The sequence below is a fragment of the Corynebacterium sp. HMSC08D02 genome (genome assembly GCF_001807505.1).
Lineage (GTDB): Bacteria > Actinomycetota > Actinomycetes > Mycobacteriales > Mycobacteriaceae > Corynebacterium > Corynebacterium pseudogenitalium.
In genome coordinates, this window is sequence record NZ_KV789252.1 from 205,630 (window position 1) to 225,216 (window position 19,587).

Below are 19,587 nucleotides of genomic sequence, written 5' to 3' on the forward strand. Positions count from 1 at the left end.
ATTAGGTTGCCCCTATTGTTGCAAAACCGTGCGCCCGAATGCTTTTACATGTGTTTGATAGCCCCCGGTTGGGGGCGAAATGGCGAAAAATGGCTACAGGGTCCGGAAAACAGAGACCACTTTGCCCATAATCTCGGCGTCGTTGCCTTGTATCGGAGAAAAGGCATCGTTATGAGGAATGAGCCATACTCCGGAAGAGTCCTTATGAAACTCCTTGACAGTTGCCTCCCCGTCAATTAGCGCTGCTACGAACTCGCCCTCTTCGGCAACATGTTGTGAGCGGATGACTACCCAGTCACCATTGAGAATGCCTGCATCGCGCATTGATTCTCCAACCACCTGAAGCATGAAGAGGTCGCCGCTATCGAGTAGTTCTTCCGGCAGGGGGTAGTAGTGTTCAATGTTTTCCTCTGCCAGGATCGGAGTTCCAGCGGCGATTTGGCCGAGGACAGGGATCATCCGTGCTGGAGAAGTTCCATCAATGTCCGCATCGTTTTTCGGTGTAACCGAACCTCCCATAGATTCTGGCAGGTGGCGGAGGTCTACGGCTCGTGGCTTGTTTGGGTCACGGCGAAGGAACCCTTTCTTTTCGAGCTCCTTCAGCTGGTAGGCGACAGAAGAAGTCGATTGGAGTCCTGCGGCGTCGCCGATCTCTCGAATGCTTGGTGGATAGCCACGTAATACGACGGCGTCGCGAATGACTTGAAGGATTCGCTTTTGTCTGTCTGAAAGTACGCTCATATCGAACTTTTCACTGGTTGTGTTCTTGCGTGCCATGGGTCCTCACATTGAGTCTTGATAGTGTCTTCTGTACAGAATATATCAAAGAGGGCAAATATGTTCGATAGTTGGGGGGTTGTGGGGATGTGATGTGGGATGGTATAAATCGAACATAGAAGTTAAATCGAACAAATACGCTAAAAATGTTTCGCGTGAGATGAGAAACCATCGAATTCGCAAAATGAGGTAAGGGGCATTTTATGAGCATCATTGACCAGGCGAAAATGATTTCTACTCGTGCTGATATGGCGGGAGCTCCACTTGCACCACGGTCTTCAATGCCAGCTGAAGTGTGGGATTTTGTACCCATGCGGGGTGATCGAGGGGGTAAGCCGTCACGCCACGAGCAGGTTATCAACCAGAACTTTCGTTGCCACTGGGCGGCTGCAGATGCTCCCGAGCCAACCGTTTATTCTTCCGCCGAGCCTCAAGAGCAGCGAGCAAACGTTCTAATGGGAGCCCTTCTTGGGGTAACTATGTTCGTCGCTGTACTTATCTCGGGCGATTTCGGTAATAGCGAGTGGGACTCGGTGTCGCGGGACGATTCGAACGTTGCTCATAGCTATGAAGTCGCTTCTGCAGCGCAACGTTAACCCGCTAATGTAGGGGGTGATAACTGTTCTCCGAGAAAGTGGGGTGTAGATGTACTGTCCGTTTTGTCATCACGAACAATCGCGAGTTACAGATTCTCGTGTTGTAGACGGGGGCTCTGCTATCCGGCGGCGGCGAGAGTGCACCTCGTGCGGAGGCCGATTCACAACGATCGAGAAGGCCGTGCTGACCGTTGTGAAGCGCAATGGAGTAACTGAACCGTTCGACAAGGAAAAGTTGATCGTTGGTGTTCGGCGTGCTTGTCAAGGCAGGAACGTTAGCGACGACGCATTGAAGCGGCTAGCGCAGCAAGTAGAGGAGACGGTTCGGGCCCAAGGAAGTTCTCAAGTTGCGGCAAATGACATTGGACTGGCGGTATTGGAACCGCTTCGCACACTGGACGAGGTTGCGTACCTGCGATTTGCCTCGGTGTACAAGTCTTTTGAAAGCGCCGAAGATTTCCAGTCGGAAATCCGCTTGATGAAACGACGCGAGCGAGAGGGACTGGAATAAAGTCCGAGGCTCACTACCGAAGTTTATCGACCATTTTTTCAATACGACGCACGCTCACAGGCTTTTGGGTACCAAGGTGTTGTGCAAACAAACTCACTCGCAGCTCCTGAATTCGCCACATCACGTCCTTGTATGCGCGTGTCTTTCTGCATTGGGCAGGGAGCTGTTCCATTCGTCGCTCTAGGTAAGCCTTAGCATTTGCTACTTCAGCCTGCCGCTCTTCGTCACGTTCCGGTTCCGCTTCTAGATGCTCAAGCCGTATCTGGATTGCCTCTATGTAACGGGGGAGGTGCTGTAGGTGTTGCATGCCATGAACCGTGATAGCGTTCGCGGGCAGCATGAATGCTAGTTGCTCCCGAATATCATCAATCGCAGGACCAGACCAATTCTTGAGCTCTTGCATCAAATCTGAGTATGCAGCGAGACCTGGCGCGATCGATACAATTGATCGTCGGACAGCTCCCGGAATAGTCGGTTTAATTTTCGCACATAGTGCGTCGAAATCAGCAGGTGACCTCACAGGGCCGCCGGCTTGAATCATCGCGTCGCGGATTGCTGCAACGCGAGCGTCTTCGACAAGGCCGGAAGCCCCGCCATGTGGATACCTATCAACAGCGACACGTTGCTGTAGTGGCAGTCCCTTCGTCATCTGAGTATCGGAAACCTCGATTGCCCGCAGCAGCAACGTGAGCGTTGCCGTCATCATTGATGCATCAGCACTCGCCCGGGTTGGATGCACAGCAACGCGAACGCCTTTGGGAGTCACCTCGAGCGCAGGATAGGCCTCGACTTTGTTGCCATCAATGGTTGTGGTCGTACTTTCGGGAATATCGCCGAGTGTGTCTTCGGTCCATACAGGAACTTCGGCAGTTTCAGAGTGGCGGCTTGCTTTCGCGACTGAAGAACGAATCTGTGTGGCCCGACGCTTCTTCAAAGCAAGGAGACTCTTGTCTGAGTCGACAATCTTCCCACGTTTATCAATGACTGCAAACGTTATGAGCAAGTGCGGTGGCAGCAGGTGCGTGCGGAAATCATGCCCGCTAATGCCGCTGGCACCCAATTCAGTGAGGGCCTGAGCCAGTGCTTCGGTAACCGACGTGCGTGGATCGAACGTCATACGCTCAAGTGCACGGTCAGCGAAGTCTGGAGCGGGGACGACGCCCTTGCGTAGTGGTTTCGGCAGTGAACGAATGAGTTCAGTCAGCAACTCTTTACGTAGCCCAGGTACAAGCCAGTCAAATCCGACTGATTCAACGCTGGCCAGTAGAGGCAGGGGAATTGCGATGGTAACACCGTCGTAGGCGGTTCCAGGCTCGAATTTGTACGACACATCGAACCGCATCGACCCTTGTGACCATGACATTGGAAAGTCTTCTGCAGAGATAGTCTGGGCAGAATCGTCAACGAGTTTACTTGGATCAAAGTGAAGATATCCGGGATCGAGCTGCCGTTGCTTCTTCCACCAACTGTCAAAATTGTTCGCTGTTGTGACTGAATCCGGCAGTTTCACGTCGTAGAAATTGAATAGAGTGTCTTCGTCAACGACGATGCCCCTACGCCGTAGCTTTTCTTCAACTTCTGCGGCTTCGCTTAGCAACAAGCTGTTGTGTTCGAGAAACTTATGAGTCCTCGTCCAATCGCCGTCAATGAGTGCGTGACGAATAAACATCTCGCGCGCAGCCGTAGGATCAACGCGGTGGTAGGGGATAAGTCGGTCTCGCACGATAGGGATGCCGTACAATAACGATTTTTGATGAACCATTGCGCATGCGCGTTTCCGTGACCAGAACGGTTCTGAATAGACATGTTTCAGGAGTGATCCTGCCGCGTGCTCGATCCATGAGGATTCTACTTTTGCCACGTCTCTGGCCCAAAGCCGCGAGGTTTCTACAAGCTCGCTTGCCATCAAAAACTCTGGTGGGGTCTTGGCCAGCGATGACCCTGGGAAAATCAGGAAACGGGTACCACGAGCACCTTGGTATTCTTTGCTGTTTCCGTCGCGAGCACCGATATTCGAAAGTAAGCCAGTGAGCAATGCTCGATGAATCGAGTCAGCGTCACGTTTCGTTGTCATTGTCATTGCTTTGTCGACGTCCCAGCCCAGTCGACGTTCGACGTCGCGGAGCTGACGAACGAGGTCGTGCCATTCACGAATTCGCATATAGTGCAAATACTCACGCTTCATGCGCTTTCTGAACTGATTGCCTGAAAGCTCTTCACGGAGACCTCCGACGTAATCCCAGAGCTTGAGCGCTGAAAGAAAGTCGGATGTCTTGTCTTTGAACCGTGCATGGGCTTGGTCTGCTTGTGCCTGAAATTCCAGGGGGCGTTCGCGCACGTCTTGAATCGACATATGGGCGACAACTGCGGTGACATCCTCCAACACCCGGTAGCGTTCGGCCTCGACGAGCATGCGAGCCATCTTGGGGTCGACTGGGATTTTCGCAAGCGTATGGCCAATTTTCGTGAGTCTTGGAAGTTCACCCTTTGGTATTGCTTTGATTGCACCGAGCTCGTACAAGAGCGTAAGGCCATCGCGAATAGCTTTGTCGTCTGGGGATTCCACGAATGGAAAGTGCCGCATGTCGCCGAGATTGAGAGAAATCATTTGCAGGATCACACTTGCCAAGTTGGTCCGCAATATTTCAGGGTCAGTAAATTCCGGGCGTGAATTAAAGTTCTCTTCCGAGTACAAGCGGATAGCGATACCGTCAGCAACACGTCCACAACGGCCCGAGCGCTGGTTTGCTGAGGCTTGGGATATCTCCTCAATTGGAAGACGCTGTACTTTAGTCCGCGTTGAATACCGTGAAATGCGAGCGAGGCCAGTGTCCACAACGTAGTGAATTCCCGGCACTGTGAGCGAAGTTTCGGCGATGTTCGTAGAGAGGACGATCCTACGCCCGCTATGCGGGGAGAAGACGCGGTGCTGTTCTGCGTTCGAAAGGCGTCCGAAAAGTGGCGCGACTTCAACATTCTTCCAATGCTGCTTTTCAATTGCTTCCATGCAGTCACGGATGTCACGTTCTGAGGCGAAAAAGCAGAGGATGTCACCGTCGCCTTCTGCCATCAACTCCTTGATGGCGTTGATAACACCGTCAATCATGTCAATATCAATTTCACGATCGCCGGCATTTTCGACGAGCGGACGGTAGCGCACCTCAACCGGGTAGGTACGACCTGAAACCTCAATAATCGGGGCGGGGTTGCCTTCTTCGTCACAGAAGTGCTGCGCGAAGCGTTCGACGTCAATGGTGGCGGACGTGATGATGACCTTCAGGTCGGGGCGTTTGGGGAGAAGCTCCTTGACGTATCCAAGCAAAAAGTCGATGTTTAAGGAACGCTCGTGCGCCTCATCGATAATGATGGTGTCGTACGCGTTGAGGAACCGATCACGCTGAATCTCCGTAAGGAGAATTCCGTCTGTCATGAGCTTCACTGAGGTAGTGGTGCTGACCTTGTCGTCGAAGCGAATGGCGTAACCGACCGATTCTCCAATGCTCTGACCTAGTTCTTCTGCTATGCGTTCAGCGACAGTTCTAGCAGCGAGACGGCGTGGCTGAGTATGCGCGATACGCCCTCGTCGACCGCGGCCGAGCTCGAGCAGCATCTTAGGAATCTGGGTGGTCTTGCCGGATCCAGTTTCACCAGCAATAACAGTCACTTGGTGGTTCGCGACAGCTTCTAAGATGTCATTCTTGCGCTGAGAAACCGGGAGTGCATCTGGGTACTCGATGTTCGGAATGAGTTCATCCCGCGCCCGAACGACGTGCAAGCTTCGGGCAATTGCCTCTTCAACTTTGTTAAGTTCCTTGCCGTTCTTGGCCTGTCGAATGCGACGGCGAAGACGCCGGACGTCGCGTAGTTCCACGTTGTCTAGTTGGCGGAAGAGTTCTTTCTTAGGTGTTTGTTCCTGGTCCTTCATAACTAGCGTCCCAGTTTAGCGGGACAGAATCGCATCACTGGTTTTCGCTACCTCTTTGTACGCCTTTCTACACAACGCTCCAAGTTCCTCAAACTCATGGATGCGGGAAGAAGAAGAGCGGTAGGCCAGTCCAATTGTACGCTTCGCGTCGACACTCTTCTGGAAGGTAGAAAGCCCCAAACCAGGACGTGTGCACTCAGCTGCAATAGCTGACTTGGGAACGAGGGTTGATCCAAGGCCAGCCACAACCAGCTGCATGATGGTAGTCAGTGACGCAGCCCGTGTATCTGATTGGCTTGAATTTGAGGGTGTAGTTTGAACGTTCTTGCAAAGGTCAACTATTTGGTCGCGCAGGCAGTGGCCGTCGTCGAGAAGAAGCAAATCGAGTTCTTCCAGGACATCGAGAGTAAGGTTTTGGAGCCCAGACAACTTGTGTTTCTCATTTGTTACGACGATGAAGTCTTCGTCATAGAGTTCCAATTCACTGACTCCAGGCGCGTGTGTAGGCAGGGCTAGCAGCGCCACATCGACGTTTCCGTCGCGCAATTTAGCGAGTAGGTGCTTGGTGGGCTCTTCGATGATTCGAGGAGTTAAATCGGGGAACTCGCTCTGAATCAGTTGTAAAAGGGTGGGCAGGATATACGGTGCGATGGTGGGGATGATGCCGATATTGAGGGGTCCGGAAAGGACCCCATGTGCACCGCGGGCATGTGCAACAAAAGCATCGGCTGCTTCAAGCGTTGCTTTTGCATAGGGGAGGAGCGCCTCCCCAGTTGGAGTGACGATGACCTTTCGGGTGGATCGCTCGATAAGTTGAATCCCTAAACCGGTCTCTAGCGCGACCAATGCCTGGGATAATGACGGTTGAGAAATGTTGAGCTTGCTCGCAGCAGTGCCGAAGTGCCTATTCTCGGCGATGGTCACAAACGTACGAAGTTGGGCCAAGGTTGGTTTATATTCTTTATTGTTCATTCTTATAACCATACGGCATTGCAATAGGTTTTGCTGTTGAAATTGCGCGGCGTTTCTGGCACAATGTTTGACAGAGTGCGAGCGATTGCATTCCAAGACCGTATATATACGACATCTCACATTCGGAGGTTAAGCTATGGCAATTCTGACTGTAGGCGAGCGTTTCCCTGAGTTCGATCTGGTAGCGCTGAAGGGTGGCGACCTTCATGAGGTCGACGCAACAAGCCCAGAGGACTACTTCGAGAATGTATCCCTGGACAAGTACGAGGGTAAGTGGAAGGTCGTTTTCTTCTACCCGAAGGACTTTACGTTCGTCTGCCCAACCGAGATCGCAGCGTTCGGCAAGCTGAACGAAGAGTTCGAAGATCGCGATACGCAGGTCCTTGGTGGCTCCACTGACAATGAGTACTCCCACTTCAACTGGCGTGCAACGCACCCAGATCTGAAGGCCGTTCCGTTCCCAATGTTTGCTGATGTCCGCCACGACTTGATCCGTGCACTGGGCGTTGAAAATGAGGCAGGCGTCGCTGATCGTGCAACGTTCATCATCGACCCAGACGGCGTCATCCAGTTCGTGTCTGTCACCCCGGATGCTGTTGGCCGTAACGTCGAAGAGGTCCTTCGCGTTTTGGATGCTCTCCAGTCCGAAGAGGTCTGCGCCTGTGACTGGCAGAAGAACGACCCAACGAAGAACATCGACAAGTTGGCTGTCGTTCAGGAATCCCTGAAGTAAATGAACTCCGAGTCCCCGTCACTAGTTCAATACTCAGTGACGGGGATTTATTAATAAACAATAGAGAGGAAAGAGAAAAGAGATATGTCGATCGATAACCTGCGCAGCGCTTTGCCTGAATATGCAAAAGACCAGAAGCTGAACCTTGGCTCCTTGACACGCTCTACAGAGCTGAACGAGCAGCAGCTGTGGGGCACTCTCGTTGCTTCCGCTGCAGCGACAAAGAACCCCACCGTGATCTCCGAGATTACGGACGAGGCCAAGGAGCACCTGTCTGAAGAGGCTCTCGATGCCGCTTTCGGCGCAGCAACTGTTATGGCAATGAACAACGTTGCCTACCGCGCAAAGGGCTGGCTCGGCGATGACTTTGCACAGGTAAAGTTTGGCCTTCGCATGAACATCATCTCGAAGCCTGGCGTCGAGAAGGCAGACTTTGAGCTGTGGTCGCTCGCAGTATCTGCTGTCAATGGCTGCGAGCATTGCGCTGTTGCACACTCCAACGTCGTGCGCGAAGAGGGCCTGACCAAGGAGCAGGTCTGGGAGGCAGTAAAGATTGCTGCTGTTATCCAGGCCATTGCACAGACCGTAGTGGTAGAAGACGCACGCTAACTGTTACGTCTTCTGCGCGATAGTCGGCTGAGGGACTACATCTGGACAACGTCCAAGTCCCTCAGCCGAACCTCTCCTGCCTCATCAGAGGCATCGAGATCGACGACGCCGTGGAATTGGAAGCTGCGGTCCCCATCTGGATCTTTCACGATCTGTACGACTTCCCAGAGCCGCGAGCTTTCATCGTTTACTCGGAAATACTCTGGCCCGCGAGCATCTGCGTCGATCATGACATCGTCGTACTCGTCGAAGTAGTCGTCAAGAAGCGAGGGCCAGTCGGGCCGAACATCGGGGTCGAGATATTCAAGCATCGACTCCAGGGCTTCTTCCTTTTCGAACGCAAACAGTTCGACAAGCCTAAAGAAATAGTTGCGAACCATGATTTTGAACGCCCTGCGGTTCGCTGTGAGCGCCGTAGGATCCTCAACACCGAACGCAAGCTCGCGGTCGAGAACATCCTGGGAGATTGGGGCGTCGTCATCAGCTAGTGTCGCCCATTCGTCAATGAGCGACGAGTCCACCTGACGGATCAGCTCGCCTAGCCACACGATGATATCTTCGAGCTCCTCAGTCATATATGCCTCGGGCACAGAGTGGGAGAGGGTGCGCCACGCATCGGTGAGGTAGCGGAGCACCACACCCTCAGAGCGGGATAGCCCGTAGGTTGCGATGAGATCCGAAAACGTCATCGCATGCTCGATCATGTCGCGTACCACCGACTTTGGCGAAAGCTGCCACTCCTTCGCCCACGGGTTACTGGAGCAGTAGGTCTCAAATGCATCTTCCAGTTCCTCCGCGAGCGGCTGAGGGTACGTCACATCTTCGATGAGTGCCATGCGCTCCGTGTAGTCGACGCCCTCTGCCTTGAGAGCTGCGATCTCCTCGCCGCGAGCTGCTGACTGCTGAGCTTGCAGCACCTGACGGGGGTCATCCAAGATTGCCTCAAACGCTGAGATTACATCCAACGAATACGTTGAAGACTCGGGGTCAAGCACCGTGAGAAATGCCAGCGCGAACGGGGAAAGCGGTTGGTTGAGCGCAAAGTCCCTGTCCAGCTCTCGCGTGAGAGTATAGGGGCGATACGCTGGAGAATCAGGAGTGCGTTCTACAATGTCAGCCTGGATGAGCCCGCGAAACAGATCGACTGCCGTAAGAATGTCACGGTTCTGCTTAGCGCGTGTGTCATGGTTGCTCCGAATCAAGTGCTTCATGTGCTCGTAGCCGTCACCCGGGCGAGCAATAACATTGAGCAACATGGAATTCGATACTTGGAACTGGCTAGTGAGTTCCTCCGGTTCTGCCGTTGTGAGGCGCTGGAAAGTTTTTTCGGACCAGGTAACTTCGCCATCACGAGCTGACTTCTTGTTGAGCTTCTTAAGCCGCTTCGGATCGTCGCCGGCGCGACGCCGAAGCTTTGCATTCTCAATCTCGTGTTCTGGCGCTTCGACGACGACCGTGCCCTCGGTGTCGTACCCAGCTCGCCCCGCGCGGCCGGCGATTTGGTGAAACTCCCTCGATTTAAGGATGCGTTGTTTCGTCCCGTCGTACTTTGCCAGGCCGGTAATCAGCACAGTACGAATTGGCACATTGATACCGACGCCGAGGGTGTCCGTTCCGCAGATCACCTTTAAAAGCCCTGTTTGAGATAGTTTTTCGACGAGCCGTCGATACTTCGGCAGCATTCCGGCATGGTGAATGCCAATGCCTTTTCGAAGTAACCTCGACAACGTTTTACCGAAGGTAGTCGTGAACCTAAAATTCCCGATCTCCTCTGCGATACGTTGCTTCTCCTCTGCGTTGATGATTTTCATACTGGTCAGTGCCTGCGCGCGCTCTGCTGCCTCGCGTTGTGAGAAGTGCACAACGTAGATCGGCGCTTTGTTATCCGCCAGTAGTTCTTCGATCGTCTCATGGACGGGGGAGAACACGTAACTGAAATCGAGTGGCACGGGACGCTCCGACCCACCAACATACGTGGTTGGGCGGCCAGTGCGCTCGGTGAGATCCTTTTCTATCCAGGCAGTTTCTCCAAGCGTGGCAGACATCAAAAGGAACTGGGCCTGGGGGAGTTCCAGTAGCGGCACCTGCCATGCCCATCCGCGGTCCGGCTCCGAATAGTAGTGAAACTCATCCATGATGACCTGCTGAATCTTCGCGTGCTCACCTTCTCGCAGCGCAATATTCGCGACGATTTCAGCGGTGGCTGCGATAATAGGGGCGCCGCTGTTCACTGTGGCATCACCGGTCATCATCCCTACGTTTTCTGCTCCGAAGATCTCACACAGTGCAAAGAACTTTTCGCTCACAAGCGCCTTAATTGGGGCAGTATAAAACGAGCGCTGCCCTCGAGCCATGGCAATGAAGTGCGCAGCGTTTGCCACCATCGACTTTCCCGAACCGGTTGGCGTCGCCAGGATCACATTATCCCCAGCAAGCAACGCAAGCGAAGCTTCTTCCTGAGCTTCATAAAGCGAGATTCCACGACTCTGTGTCCACGCAGTGAAAGAGTCCCAGACGGCCTCTTCAAAAAGGTCTGCTGGAACGTCGTCAAGGTCTGCCAAATACGTAGAAAGAGTCACGCCAACTACCGTAGCCGAGTTCGTCGCGAAAAGCCGCTACTCGTCTTCCTCATCGGTTGGCTGAGCTGGGTCAATATAGTAAAAATCCTGCAAAGCCTGACTGAGATCATCGCCAAAAGGCAGTCCCCGTTGTCCGTCGACAAGCGGACGACTCTGCTGGTCCTCGATCGCCGTGAGATAGTTCTCGAAGGCTTCGCTGATCTCATCGCCGGAAGGAACCTGTGCCTCACCGGGCATCTTTGCGTTGGGATTGTTCCTGCGGTACTCCTCAACTTCACGGTCGTAATGCTGTTCGAGAGCCGAGACGACTTGCGCGATCTCCTTTGACGCAGCCGTTTGCTCTGCTAATTGACGCTGAACACTTGTTATCTCTTGCTCGAGCGCGCGGAGTGGCAACTGAAGATTTGCTGTATCCTCGAGCGCCTGCATGAGCTGGAACGCCGCCATCGGGTAAGGAGAGTTTGCAATGTAATGAGGTACATGCGCAGTAAAACCAGCGACCTTTTCGCCTCGCTTATCTAGCTCTCGCTCGATCATGATGGAGGCAGCCCCGGGCACAGTAATAATTCCGTCGAAGAGATACTTGTCTTTCACCAAGCTCTCATCATTTCCGTGTGTGGAAACCACTACTGGGCGGGTATGGGGAGCGGCAACAGGGGCAGCGTAGAGGCACAGCGTTTGCTGAACTCCAAACTGCACTGCAAGGTCAGCCACAGACTTGCTAAATGCCTCCCAACGCAGATCAGGCTCTGGCCCGCTCAGCAGCAGAAACGGCATATCCTTTGTGTCGCGGACAACACGCAGCTCAATGCCGATCTCTTCGACGTCGGCCACCGTGTGATTCGCCAGGGTTACAGCAGGCCTGCGAGAGCGGTAGTCAATGAGTTCATCGTTATTGAAGGTGGCTAAAGTGCGGGTTTCCAACGCCGCGTTGAGATGATTCGATACCCCTTCAACCGCATGGCCCGCATCTGCGTAACCCTGTAACGCAACGACGAGCGTTGGCCCCTCAGGAGATTCGCCAAGACTCGAGGGAGACGGGTACTCAAGTTCATACATGCGATTATTCGTTGGCATGACCGCTCCTAGGATAATTTGAAAGGATCTAACTTTGTACTTACCCACAACGTCTGGGGTGAAGAAATATTCCTGCTGAAAATAAGGAATTCTAGCAAAGCGGGAACCGATGCTGTGTTGGCTACGTCTAAACTGTATGAAAATAAATGCAGCTAATTCATCACTTTTTGGACCATCAGATATCATCGCAGCCCTGCCCGGGGTTCTAGGGTTTTATCCTCAAGAATCGGTCGTGGTGCTCGGCATCATTCCGGACAGCGAAGGAACACGTGGGCTTCAACTTGGACCTGTAGTTCGCGTTGACCTCACGCGCCTTGAAGCATTCATAGAAAGCCTCAAGACCGACGTGACGCAATACCTACTGGGGGATGACGTCATCGCGTACCTTGCAGTCATTGTGAGCCGTATTCCGAACTCAGAGCTCGTCAAAGACGCAGTTGATCGCTTGCAGTTCCTCGAAGAAGAAACCGGTTTCAAAGTCGACCTGTGCTGGCATGTTTCCGAAATTGCGCAGGGTACCCCATATACATTGCTTTTTGGACCGCCATTGAATGCGGCCGAAGAATGCGATCGCGCGTCCTCCCTCATTGGTGGCTGTGTATCGTCAGTGATTTCCTCTCCATCGATGCGCCCATACGTTGAGCAGGGGATACTCCCAGAACTCGATAGACAAGACACGTTTAGCTATTTTGAGCCGGTCGATTCGGAGTCCGTCCAACTGGCGCAACAAATCCAGGCACAGACACGCAAAGACGGGTTGCAGCTACTGAAAGACTTGTGGGGCGGTAGCCACGCTGGGGAGGAGGAACACCCGGCAAAACTGGCGAAAGAAGAAATTGAAAGCATTATCGAGGTTCTGCTTTGCTTGCCCGAGACTTGCCTCATCGGCCAGCGCGATGCTAATCCAATCGGCGAAATCTCGAATGAAATGAGAATCGCGCTCGAAGGCTTGACGGCTCTGCTCACCCATGCTCTACTGCGGGATACACTTATCCCCACGATTATGCAGAACCCAAAGCGACTTGCTGCTCCACTACTATTCTTGTCGCGCCATGCTGTGGGGACAGTGCGGGCAAACGCGTTAGCGTTGTGGGCTGTGATCGCTGTGCGGTGCGAGATCGGGTCTTGGGCAGGGGTCGCACTACAGTGCGCGCTGCAAGAAATGCCGGACCACTCATTAAGCGACGTGCTCCTGCAGTTACTCGCGATCGGTCAATATGAGGGTCTCCTGCACGCAGTTGAAGAAGGCGGGGAAGCAGTCTGGATGGAGCTAGAGATGCTTGCAGGTTCCTAACAGCAGATCGGCTCTACTGAAGCTCAATGCGCACGGCATGCGCGAGGTCATCAGGAATGACGAAATCTTTTTGGCCAGGAAGTGATAGCTGTAGCCCCCCATCATCCGGAAGGCTCACTATGACTTTTTGGCCGACGATATCGCCTAGGCCTGCCAGCTCCGGCAAGCGCTCTGCTTCGAGCTGCAGAATCTCACTGATTTGGACCACTACAGCTTCGCGGCCCTCGGAGAGATCTAAGTCCGTTGCGCGAGTGCCAAGCTCAGGCTTAGCAACATTTGAACCGCCAATTTCATCCAACGCAGGGATGGGGTTGCCAAACGGAGATACCTGAGGGTGGTTGAGTACCTCGTATACGCGCTTTTCCACGGCTTCACTCATCACGTGTTCCCAGCGACATGCTTCGTCGTGCACTTGTTCAATATCCAACTTGAGGATGCTGGTGAGAAGGCACTCTGCGAGGCGGTGCTTACGCATCACCGCAGTCGCACGGGCGCGTCCCTCGTTGGTAAGGGAGAGCGAGCGATCTGTTTCAACAACAATCAGGCCGTCGCGCTCCATGCGGGCGACGGTCTGGGAAACTGTCGGGCCAGACTGCTCGAGCCGCTCTGCGATTCGTGCGCGGAGCGGCACAATGCCTTCCTCCTCAAGTTCGTAAACTGTACGTAAATACATTTCTGTTGTGTCTACGAGATCACGCACGTGGAACTCCCTTGCCTAAAAGTCGCTCTGAAGCGTTGAGGCTGCGTCAACATTCGACGCAGTCCAAGAATCGACGCCTATTAACGATTGCTATGGTAACCCAAAAAACTATTAGTTGCGGAACGCTTCGTCGCGGTTGTTACATTGCGTAATCCCTAAGGCGCTCTGCGCGGTCACCTACGCGAAGCTTCGCCATGACCTCTCGTTCGATTTGGCGAACGCGCTCACGAGACAAGCCGAATTTACGCCCAATCTGGTCCAATGTGCGGGGAACACCGTCGGTCAGCCCATAGCGCATACGGATGACGTCCTGCTCGCGCTGCTCCAAACCGTTGATGACATCTTGGATGTCATCGTGACGGAGCACGGATACCACCGCGTCTTCGGCGTCTGTAGCTTCTGCATCTTCAATGAAGTCCCCCAGGGGGGCCTCTTCATCCGCTCCGACCGGCATGTCAAGACTCACGGGGTCTCGGGATTGACGGAGGAGGAGCTCAATCTTGTCCTCTTCGATGCCAGACTCCTCTGCCAACTCCTCATTCGTTGGTTCGCGGCCAAACGACTGGTACATCTCGCGGCGAATTCGGGAGAGTTTATTGACCTGCTCTACAAGATGCACAGGGAGACGGATAGTACGAGACTGGTCTGCCATGCCGCGAGTAATGGCCTGTCGAATCCACCACGTCGCGTACGTCGAGAATTTAAAACCCTTGGCATAGTCAAATTTCTCCATCGCGCGGATCAGTCCGAGGTTGCCCTCTTGGATCAGATCGAGCAGTGGCATCCCGCGTCCTGTGTAGCGCTTTGCCAACGACACAACCAGACGAAGATTTGCCTCAAGGAGGTGGGCGCGAGCTTTCCGGCCTTGCTTCGCCAGAATTTTATAGTCACGTTTCTGGGCTCGGGTGAGCTTGCAGTCTGGATCATCAAGAAGCTGCTGGGCATAGAGTCCAACTTCGATCTGCTGGGCTAGTTCGACCTCTTCTTCTGCATCGAGCAGGGCAGTCTTGCCAATGCCATTGAGATACACGCGAACAAGGTCAGCCGATGGATTGTCGTTCGTTTGATTGCGACGACTACCGCGGTCAACTTTTTCTTCGTTGTCCGCTGTTAAGGTCTGACTCTTCGACGTCATTGAGCACTGCCTCCTTGGACGAGTGGAACAGGTAATCTTCTACACCCTCAACGATCTTGGACACATTTTTGTTCCCAATGATCAAAAGAGTGCTAGGCCTCGACAATCACCGTGAATGGGCCGTCGTTGATGCTCTGCACCTTCATATGGGCACCAAACTTTCCTTCAGCGACCGTGATGCCCCGGTCTCGGAGGTAGACTGCGATTTTTTCAATGATGGGTGCTGCTTCATCTGCGGGGGCTGCGTCACTCCATGACGGCCTCCGTCCTTTTGCCGTGCGACCCATCAACGTGAACTGACTCACAAGCAAAACAGGGGCTTGTGCGTCCACTACAGACTTTTCGCCCTCAAGAATTCGCAGTTCCGCGATTTTGCGAGCAACCGTTTCCCAAGCGTCGTCGCTATCCTCTCGTCCTGCTCCGACAAGGGCCAGAATTCCACCCGTCGCCTCGCAGTCGATTGCTCCGACGACTTCACCGTCGACGGTGACGCTCGCGTTCGTAACTCTTGTCAATACAGCCTTCATTCCTACTCCACCTCTGCAATTTCCGCCGGCAGCACGATGCCGTGGCGGATAAGATCCACAACAGCTGCAACCGTTTGGTTTTCCAATTCTTCAAGGGCCTGCTGGTCGTCGACACCTCGAGATGCTGCTAGGATGCCCACCACGTCACGCAGTGGCAAGCCGGCGGGATGCAATCCTGCAAGGACGGTTTTCAACGCCTCATCCAATGAATGAGAGAATCGTGGGCCATCCATTCGAGTAATGCGCAGCTCTTCGCGCGTGAAACCCAGCCCCTCTTCAGTATTTGGCACAGCGATGTCTTCGATCGCGACTGTGGGCCGGACCAGGAACGAACTATCTAAGAGTTCCTGGACGGATTTTTGCCGTAGCCACGCCTGCCGCAGATAGTATTCTTCGACCTCAGGCCCAAGCGGGTCCGTGAACGGGTGTGATAATTCTTCCGCAGTAATCTCGGAGGGCTGGTCGCCGATGTGTTGCATGAAAATCCAACCGAAACCAATAGCGTGAACACCCGCGGCTTGGAAGTAATCGAGCCACTGTTGTGTGCGGGCTATGCCGCTTTCAGTCCTGAGGTCGACTGATTCATCTTTCAGCCACGTGGCGACGTAGGTCTCGGGGTCAACCACTTCTCGTTGAAGCACCCATGCGCTGACTCCCTGCGAAGGGACCCAACTCGCAACTCGCGACTGCCACGCCTCACCATCAATATGGGCCCATGAGCCCAGCATGCACAGCATCCCACCTTCTGCGAGATATTCAGGTGCGTGCTCTGCCACGAGGTGACTTGCTTCATCCAGTGGCATGCCGGAGTCGCGGTAAACATGCCCTACCTCCGGAATGCCGACTACAAACGGCGGGTTGGCAACGATCCTGTCAAACTGCTCGCCCGCGACAGGCTCAAACCAAGATCCTTCGCGGAGCTGAACGTTAGTGATGCCATTCATCTCGAGCGTGGCCTGAGCCAACTCGATCGCTCGATGATGAATGTCAGTACCGACGATCTGATCGGCAAGGCCAGATTGTGCTACCGACAGCACCCCTGAACCGGTTCCAAGGTCCAAAACCGTTCCAGTCGGTGACTGCGGGATCGCGTGCAACAGGGATTTCGACGCCGCTCCGACTCCAAGTACGTGATCTTTGCCGGGAACGATTGCAGACGTAGAGGCGTCGAGATCTGCAACTATGAAGTGATGCTGTTGAGACAACAAATGAGGCCGGATGTCGTAAGCAACCTCGTAGCGTTGCTCTTTGGTCTGGTGAAAAACACCTGCACTGATGAGTTTCTCAGCAAGTGACGAGCCAAATAACGCCTCGAGCTCGTTTTTGGAAGTCGGGCGCCGCAACAACAAAGTGGATATGGCCGATCCGATAACGTCTTCTGAATGGCAGCGACGCAGGACGGATCCCACCTCGCCCCGGTAGAGAGCCTGGTATGCATTTGGTCCAAGATAACTTCCAATCGAAGATGTGGTGTAGGGGAGCGCGCGCAATCGTTCACCGAGCTCCCGCGCAAGTCCAGGGTGTAATCCAAATGCCGTAGATGATAAATCTGTCATGCTGCTACTCCGATTGGGATTCGTGATCGATAACGGTCGGCGTCGTATCTGTTGAAGCCTGGTTCGAGGATAGTTGTTGCCTCGACTGCTCCTCCAACGCGGCATAGGCACGACTCAGCGCAGGCTTGTAGACATTCTTTTCACGCGGATCACGCGACTCTCCTTTCGCGTTGCCCAACATCACTGCGACCCAGGGGAGCGGTACGGAAACAATAAAGAGCAACGTCGCAATCCACCAGTTACCGAGCCACCACGCAGATGCGATCGAAAGCAAAATGAAAGGGATCCGAAGTGCCTGCAACCAAAGGTATTGAGCCTCTCGGCTCTGCAGGTTTTGCTCCGGCGTCTGCTTCGCATCCGTAATGAGTGCACGGTGTCGTTTTGAGCGGAAATGACGAAAAAGGAAATGCTTATCGTCGTGGACTTCGACTTCCGCATCAATCGAGACGTACTCTTGTGCCTCGCCCTCTCTCTCATTCATAAATACACAGGTTAGCGCCTCGGCTTAAAAACTTTGCCAAAGTGGGGCATGATGGGAGTCGTGAATACGACGACGAAGACTCTTGAGCGCACAGACCTTCGGGAAGACACATCGTCAACAAATGATGATGGAACCCCCAAGTTTTTCCACTACGTGAAGAAGGATCAGATTTTCGATTCTGCGATTTCTGGAAAAGTCGTAGTCGCACTCTGTGGCAAGACATTTCCGGTGAAGAAGCAGGCGAAGCCTGGGTCGCCAGTATGTCCTGACTGCGAACGCATCTATAAGGGGTTGCGTCGGAAGTGACGGCTCCAGGTACGTCGGCCGGGCCTCAGCTGCGCGCATGGCAGCAAGAGGCCCTCGATTCGTTTATGCGCACCAAACCTCGAGACTTTCTCGCTGTAGCAACTCCTGGTGCGGGTAAGACGACGTTTGCACTGACACTAGCCAGCAAACTGCACGCATCGAAGGCAGTGCAGCGCATCATCGTCGTCGTACCAACAGAACACCTAAAACACCAGTGGTCCCAATCAGCAGCGAGGTTCGGCCTTTCGCTAGACCCAAACTTCACAAACTCATCTGCGGTAAACCCTGCCTATGACGGCATTGTCGTGACGTATGCGCAAATCGGTATGCACCCGTTCAAGCATCATGCGGTGGCCACTGCGAAGCGCAGTTTGGTGATTCTTGATGAGATTCACCATGCTGGTGACGCCAAAAGTTGGGGGGATGGAGTCTACGAGGCTTACAACGATGTCGAACACCGCTTAGCGTTGACAGGTACGCCGTTTCGCTCTGATGATTCCCAGATTCCGTTCGTCCGATACGTCGAAGACGGCGATGGGCACCTCGTTTCACAAGCGGACTACACCTATGGGTACTCCCACGCCCTGGCCGATGGCGTCGTCCGCCCAGTTGTATTCCTGGCATATTCCGGCGAGGCACAGTGGAAAGACTCCGCCGGGGAAGAGTATTCCGCAAGGCTTGGTGAGCCACTGAATGCCGAGCAGACCGCGCGTGCCTGGAAAACTGCCCTAGATCCGAAAGGGGACTGGATCAAGGCAGTCCTCCAGGCGGCACATACACGGCTGAAAAAACTTCGTACGAATATGCCGGATGCCGGAGGCCTCGTCATCGCTACGAACAAGACGACAGCACGCGCCTACGCCAAGATCCTCTCCAGCATTTCGAGCACGCCCGTCACGGTCGTGCTCTCAGACGAAGCCGGGGCATCCGACCGCATCGACGAATTCTCCGAGTCCACCGACGAATGGATGGTCGCAGTCAGAATGGTCTCTGAGGGAGTCGACGTTCCTCGCCTCGCTGTCGGAGTATATGCAACATCAGCATCGACACCACTGTTTTTCGCGCAGGCAATCGGACGATTCGTGCGCTCACGCATGCCAGGCGAATCCGCCTCCGTTTTTCTCCCGTCGGTCCCGGTTCTGCTCCGCCTCGCGGAAGAAATGGAGGTGTCACGCGACCACGTTTTGGGCAAACCACACCGAGAATCAGGGTGGTCCGACGAACTACTAGCCCAAGCAAACCAAGTTCAAAACGAACCAGACGACAACCCTTCGTACGAAGCCATCGGCGCATCAGCCGAGCTAGACTCTTTGATTTTCGACGGCTCCACCTACGGCACACCCACCGTCGCAGGATCCGCAGAGGAACAAGACTTCCTAGGCCTTCCAGGGCTGCTTGACGAAGAACAGGTCAAGACTCTGCTCCGCAAACGCCAAAGCGACCAACTAGATGCCCGAGAAGCAGAAGAAAAAGCGCGAAAGGCTGCCGAGCGCCAAGCACGCGAGCGTGCTGAAGTACTAGGAGAGCACTTGGCTCCCACTCAGCCGTCCAAGCAAACCTCCGCGCCGGGTAGCAGCGAGGAGGCATCAGTGGCGGCTGATGAGATTCCCCAGTTGAGAAAGGAACTCAACGCTCGCGTTTCAATCGTCGCTGGAAAGACGGGTCGCCCGCATGGTGCGATCCATACGGAAGCGCGTAAAGCGTGTGGTGGTCCGCCGACCGCGCTGTGCAATGCGGAACAGCTGCGGGCGCGTATTGCGTACTTACGAGATTGGTAATACACGAAACCGGTAGGAGAGTGGACCTCCT

The 19,587-nt window shown here is 54.1% G+C and carries 17 protein-coding genes; 7 read left to right on the forward strand and 10 right to left on the reverse strand.

Translation table 11 applies throughout. The annotated features are described in order from the left end of the window. Positions 1-93: 93 nt before the first annotated feature. Positions 94-777, reverse strand: coding sequence for a transcriptional repressor LexA (gene lexA, locus HMPREF3170_RS07855; RefSeq protein ID WP_070478937.1), 684 nt, complete (start codon positions 775-777; stop codon positions 94-96). Positions 778-980: 203 nt separating this feature from the next. On the opposite strand from lexA, the gene HMPREF3170_RS11585 reads away from it, so the two are divergent. Beyond that, on the forward strand, positions 981-1,373 hold the full coding sequence (locus HMPREF3170_RS11585) for a hypothetical protein (RefSeq protein ID WP_141742247.1): 393 nt from the start codon (positions 981-983) through the stop codon (positions 1,371-1,373). Positions 1,374-1,422: 49 nt separating this feature from the next. Further along, entirely contained in the window at positions 1,423-1,884 is a 462-nt protein-coding gene (nrdR, locus tag HMPREF3170_RS07860) for a transcriptional regulator NrdR (protein ID WP_070362341.1), read from the forward strand. 13 nt (positions 1,885-1,897) lie between these two features. On the opposite strand, the gene hrpA is transcribed toward nrdR, so the two are convergent. Further along, the gene (gene hrpA / locus HMPREF3170_RS07865) at positions 1,898-5,809 is read right to left on the reverse strand and encodes an ATP-dependent RNA helicase HrpA (RefSeq protein WP_070478938.1); all 3,912 of its coding nucleotides are present in this window, start codon (positions 5,807-5,809) and stop codon (positions 1,898-1,900) included. 15 nt (positions 5,810-5,824) lie between these two features. Next, on the reverse strand, positions 5,825-6,781 hold the full coding sequence (locus HMPREF3170_RS07870; protein ID WP_070479000.1) for a hydrogen peroxide-inducible genes activator: 957 nt from the start codon (positions 6,779-6,781) through the stop codon (positions 5,825-5,827). Positions 6,782-6,917: 136 nt separating this feature from the next. Here HMPREF3170_RS07870 and HMPREF3170_RS07875 point away from each other — a divergent pair, with 136 nt between their 5' ends. Then, positions 6,918-7,514, forward strand: a complete 597-nt coding sequence (locus tag HMPREF3170_RS07875) for a peroxiredoxin (RefSeq protein WP_070478940.1) — start codon at positions 6,918-6,920, stop codon at positions 7,512-7,514. Between the two features lie 84 nt (positions 7,515-7,598). Continuing rightward, positions 7,599-8,123, forward strand: coding sequence for an alkylhydroperoxidase, AhpD family (locus tag HMPREF3170_RS07880; protein WP_070362344.1), 525 nt, complete (start codon positions 7,599-7,601; stop codon positions 8,121-8,123). 35 nt (positions 8,124-8,158) lie between these two features. Here the strand turns inward: HMPREF3170_RS07880 and HMPREF3170_RS07885 are convergent, their stop codons facing one another. Together HMPREF3170_RS07885 and HMPREF3170_RS07890 are read right to left on the reverse strand one after the other, a co-directional pair. Further along, positions 8,159-10,702 carry a DEAD/DEAH box helicase gene (locus HMPREF3170_RS07885; RefSeq protein ID WP_070478942.1) on the reverse strand — a complete coding sequence of 848 codons (2,544 nt, stop codon included), beginning with the start codon at positions 10,700-10,702 and terminating at the stop codon, positions 8,159-8,161. A gap of 36 nt (positions 10,703-10,738) precedes the next feature. Beyond that, on the reverse strand, positions 10,739-11,779 hold the full coding sequence (locus HMPREF3170_RS07890; RefSeq protein ID WP_083290923.1) for a PAC2 family protein: 1,041 nt from the start codon (positions 11,777-11,779) through the stop codon (positions 10,739-10,741). Positions 11,780-11,915: 136 nt separating this feature from the next. Between HMPREF3170_RS07890 and HMPREF3170_RS07895 the strand changes: the two genes are divergently transcribed. Further along, positions 11,916-13,073: a DUF4192 domain-containing protein gene (locus tag HMPREF3170_RS07895; protein ID WP_168156179.1), complete on the forward strand. Its 1,158-nt coding sequence runs from the start codon at positions 11,916-11,918 to the stop codon at positions 13,071-13,073. Between the two features lie 13 nt (positions 13,074-13,086). Here the strand turns inward: HMPREF3170_RS07895 and HMPREF3170_RS07900 are convergent, their stop codons facing one another. The 5 genes from HMPREF3170_RS07900 to HMPREF3170_RS07920 all read right to left on the reverse strand — a co-directional run bounded on the left by HMPREF3170_RS07900 (position 13,087) and on the right by HMPREF3170_RS07920 (position 17,472). Then, positions 13,087-13,773, reverse strand: coding sequence for a metal-dependent transcriptional regulator (locus HMPREF3170_RS07900; protein ID WP_070478944.1), 687 nt, complete (start codon positions 13,771-13,773; stop codon positions 13,087-13,089). A 139-nt stretch (positions 13,774-13,912) separates the two neighbouring features. Further along, entirely contained in the window at positions 13,913-14,908 is a 996-nt protein-coding gene (locus HMPREF3170_RS07905) for a sigma-70 family RNA polymerase sigma factor (RefSeq protein WP_070478945.1), read from the reverse strand. A gap of 92 nt (positions 14,909-15,000) precedes the next feature. Further along, complete coding sequence (gene dtd / locus HMPREF3170_RS07910) at positions 15,001-15,435, reverse strand: D-aminoacyl-tRNA deacylase (RefSeq protein WP_070478947.1); 435 nt, start codon at positions 15,433-15,435, stop codon at positions 15,001-15,003. A 2-nt stretch (positions 15,436-15,437) separates the two neighbouring features. Next, positions 15,438-16,991: a DUF7782 domain-containing protein gene (locus HMPREF3170_RS07915; RefSeq protein ID WP_070478949.1), complete on the reverse strand. Its 1,554-nt coding sequence runs from the start codon at positions 16,989-16,991 to the stop codon at positions 15,438-15,440. 4 nt (positions 16,992-16,995) lie between these two features. Beyond that, positions 16,996-17,472, reverse strand: a complete 477-nt coding sequence (locus tag HMPREF3170_RS07920; protein WP_070478951.1) for a DUF3099 domain-containing protein — start codon at positions 17,470-17,472, stop codon at positions 16,996-16,998. A gap of 51 nt (positions 17,473-17,523) precedes the next feature. Here HMPREF3170_RS07920 and HMPREF3170_RS07925 point away from each other — a divergent pair, with 51 nt between their 5' ends. Next, positions 17,524-17,778 (forward strand): DUF3039 domain-containing protein, encoded by a 255-nt coding sequence (locus tag HMPREF3170_RS07925; protein ID WP_070363499.1) that lies wholly within the window; start codon positions 17,524-17,526, stop codon positions 17,776-17,778. Positions 17,779-17,843: 65 nt separating this feature from the next. Next, entirely contained in the window at positions 17,844-19,556 is a 1,713-nt protein-coding gene (locus HMPREF3170_RS07930) for a DEAD/DEAH box helicase (protein WP_070479002.1), read from the forward strand. The last annotated feature ends 31 nt before the right edge of the window (positions 19,557-19,587 follow it).

What these genes read in the sequence shown, in the direction of transcription:
- lexA (WP_070478937.1), bottom strand. Translation starts at nt 777, where the DNA reads ATGGCACGCAAGAACACAACCAGTGAAAAGTTCGATATGAGCGTACTT.
- HMPREF3170_RS11585 (WP_141742247.1), top strand. Translation starts at nt 981, where the DNA reads ATGAGCATCATTGACCAGGCGAAAATGATTTCTACTCGTGCTGATATG.
- nrdR (WP_070362341.1), top strand. Translation starts at nt 1,423, where the DNA reads ATGTACTGTCCGTTTTGTCATCACGAACAATCGCGAGTTACAGATTCT.
- hrpA (WP_070478938.1), bottom strand. Translation starts at nt 5,809, where the DNA reads ATGAAGGACCAGGAACAAACACCTAAGAAAGAACTCTTCCGCCAACTA.
- HMPREF3170_RS07870 (WP_070479000.1), bottom strand. Translation starts at nt 6,781, where the DNA reads ATGAACAATAAAGAATATAAACCAACCTTGGCCCAACTTCGTACGTTT.
- HMPREF3170_RS07875 (WP_070478940.1), top strand. Translation starts at nt 6,918, where the DNA reads ATGGCAATTCTGACTGTAGGCGAGCGTTTCCCTGAGTTCGATCTGGTA.
- HMPREF3170_RS07880 (WP_070362344.1), top strand. Translation starts at nt 7,599, where the DNA reads ATGTCGATCGATAACCTGCGCAGCGCTTTGCCTGAATATGCAAAAGAC.
- HMPREF3170_RS07890 (WP_083290923.1), bottom strand. Translation starts at nt 11,779, where the DNA reads ATGCCAACGAATAATCGCATGTATGAACTTGAGTACCCGTCTCCCTCG.
- HMPREF3170_RS07895 (WP_168156179.1), top strand. Translation starts at nt 11,916, where the DNA reads ATGAAAATAAATGCAGCTAATTCATCACTTTTTGGACCATCAGATATC.
- HMPREF3170_RS07905 (WP_070478945.1), bottom strand. Translation starts at nt 14,908, where the DNA reads ATGACGTCGAAGAGTCAGACCTTAACAGCGGACAACGAAGAAAAAGTT.
- dtd (WP_070478947.1), bottom strand. Translation starts at nt 15,435, where the DNA reads ATGAAGGCTGTATTGACAAGAGTTACGAACGCGAGCGTCACCGTCGAC.
- HMPREF3170_RS07915 (WP_070478949.1), bottom strand. Translation starts at nt 16,991, where the DNA reads ATGACAGATTTATCATCTACGGCATTTGGATTACACCCTGGACTTGCG.
- HMPREF3170_RS07920 (WP_070478951.1), bottom strand. Translation starts at nt 17,472, where the DNA reads ATGAATGAGAGAGAGGGCGAGGCACAAGAGTACGTCTCGATTGATGCG.
- HMPREF3170_RS07925 (WP_070363499.1), top strand. Translation starts at nt 17,524, where the DNA reads ATGGGAGTCGTGAATACGACGACGAAGACTCTTGAGCGCACAGACCTT.
- HMPREF3170_RS07930 (WP_070479002.1), top strand. Translation starts at nt 17,844, where the DNA reads ATGCGCACCAAACCTCGAGACTTTCTCGCTGTAGCAACTCCTGGTGCG.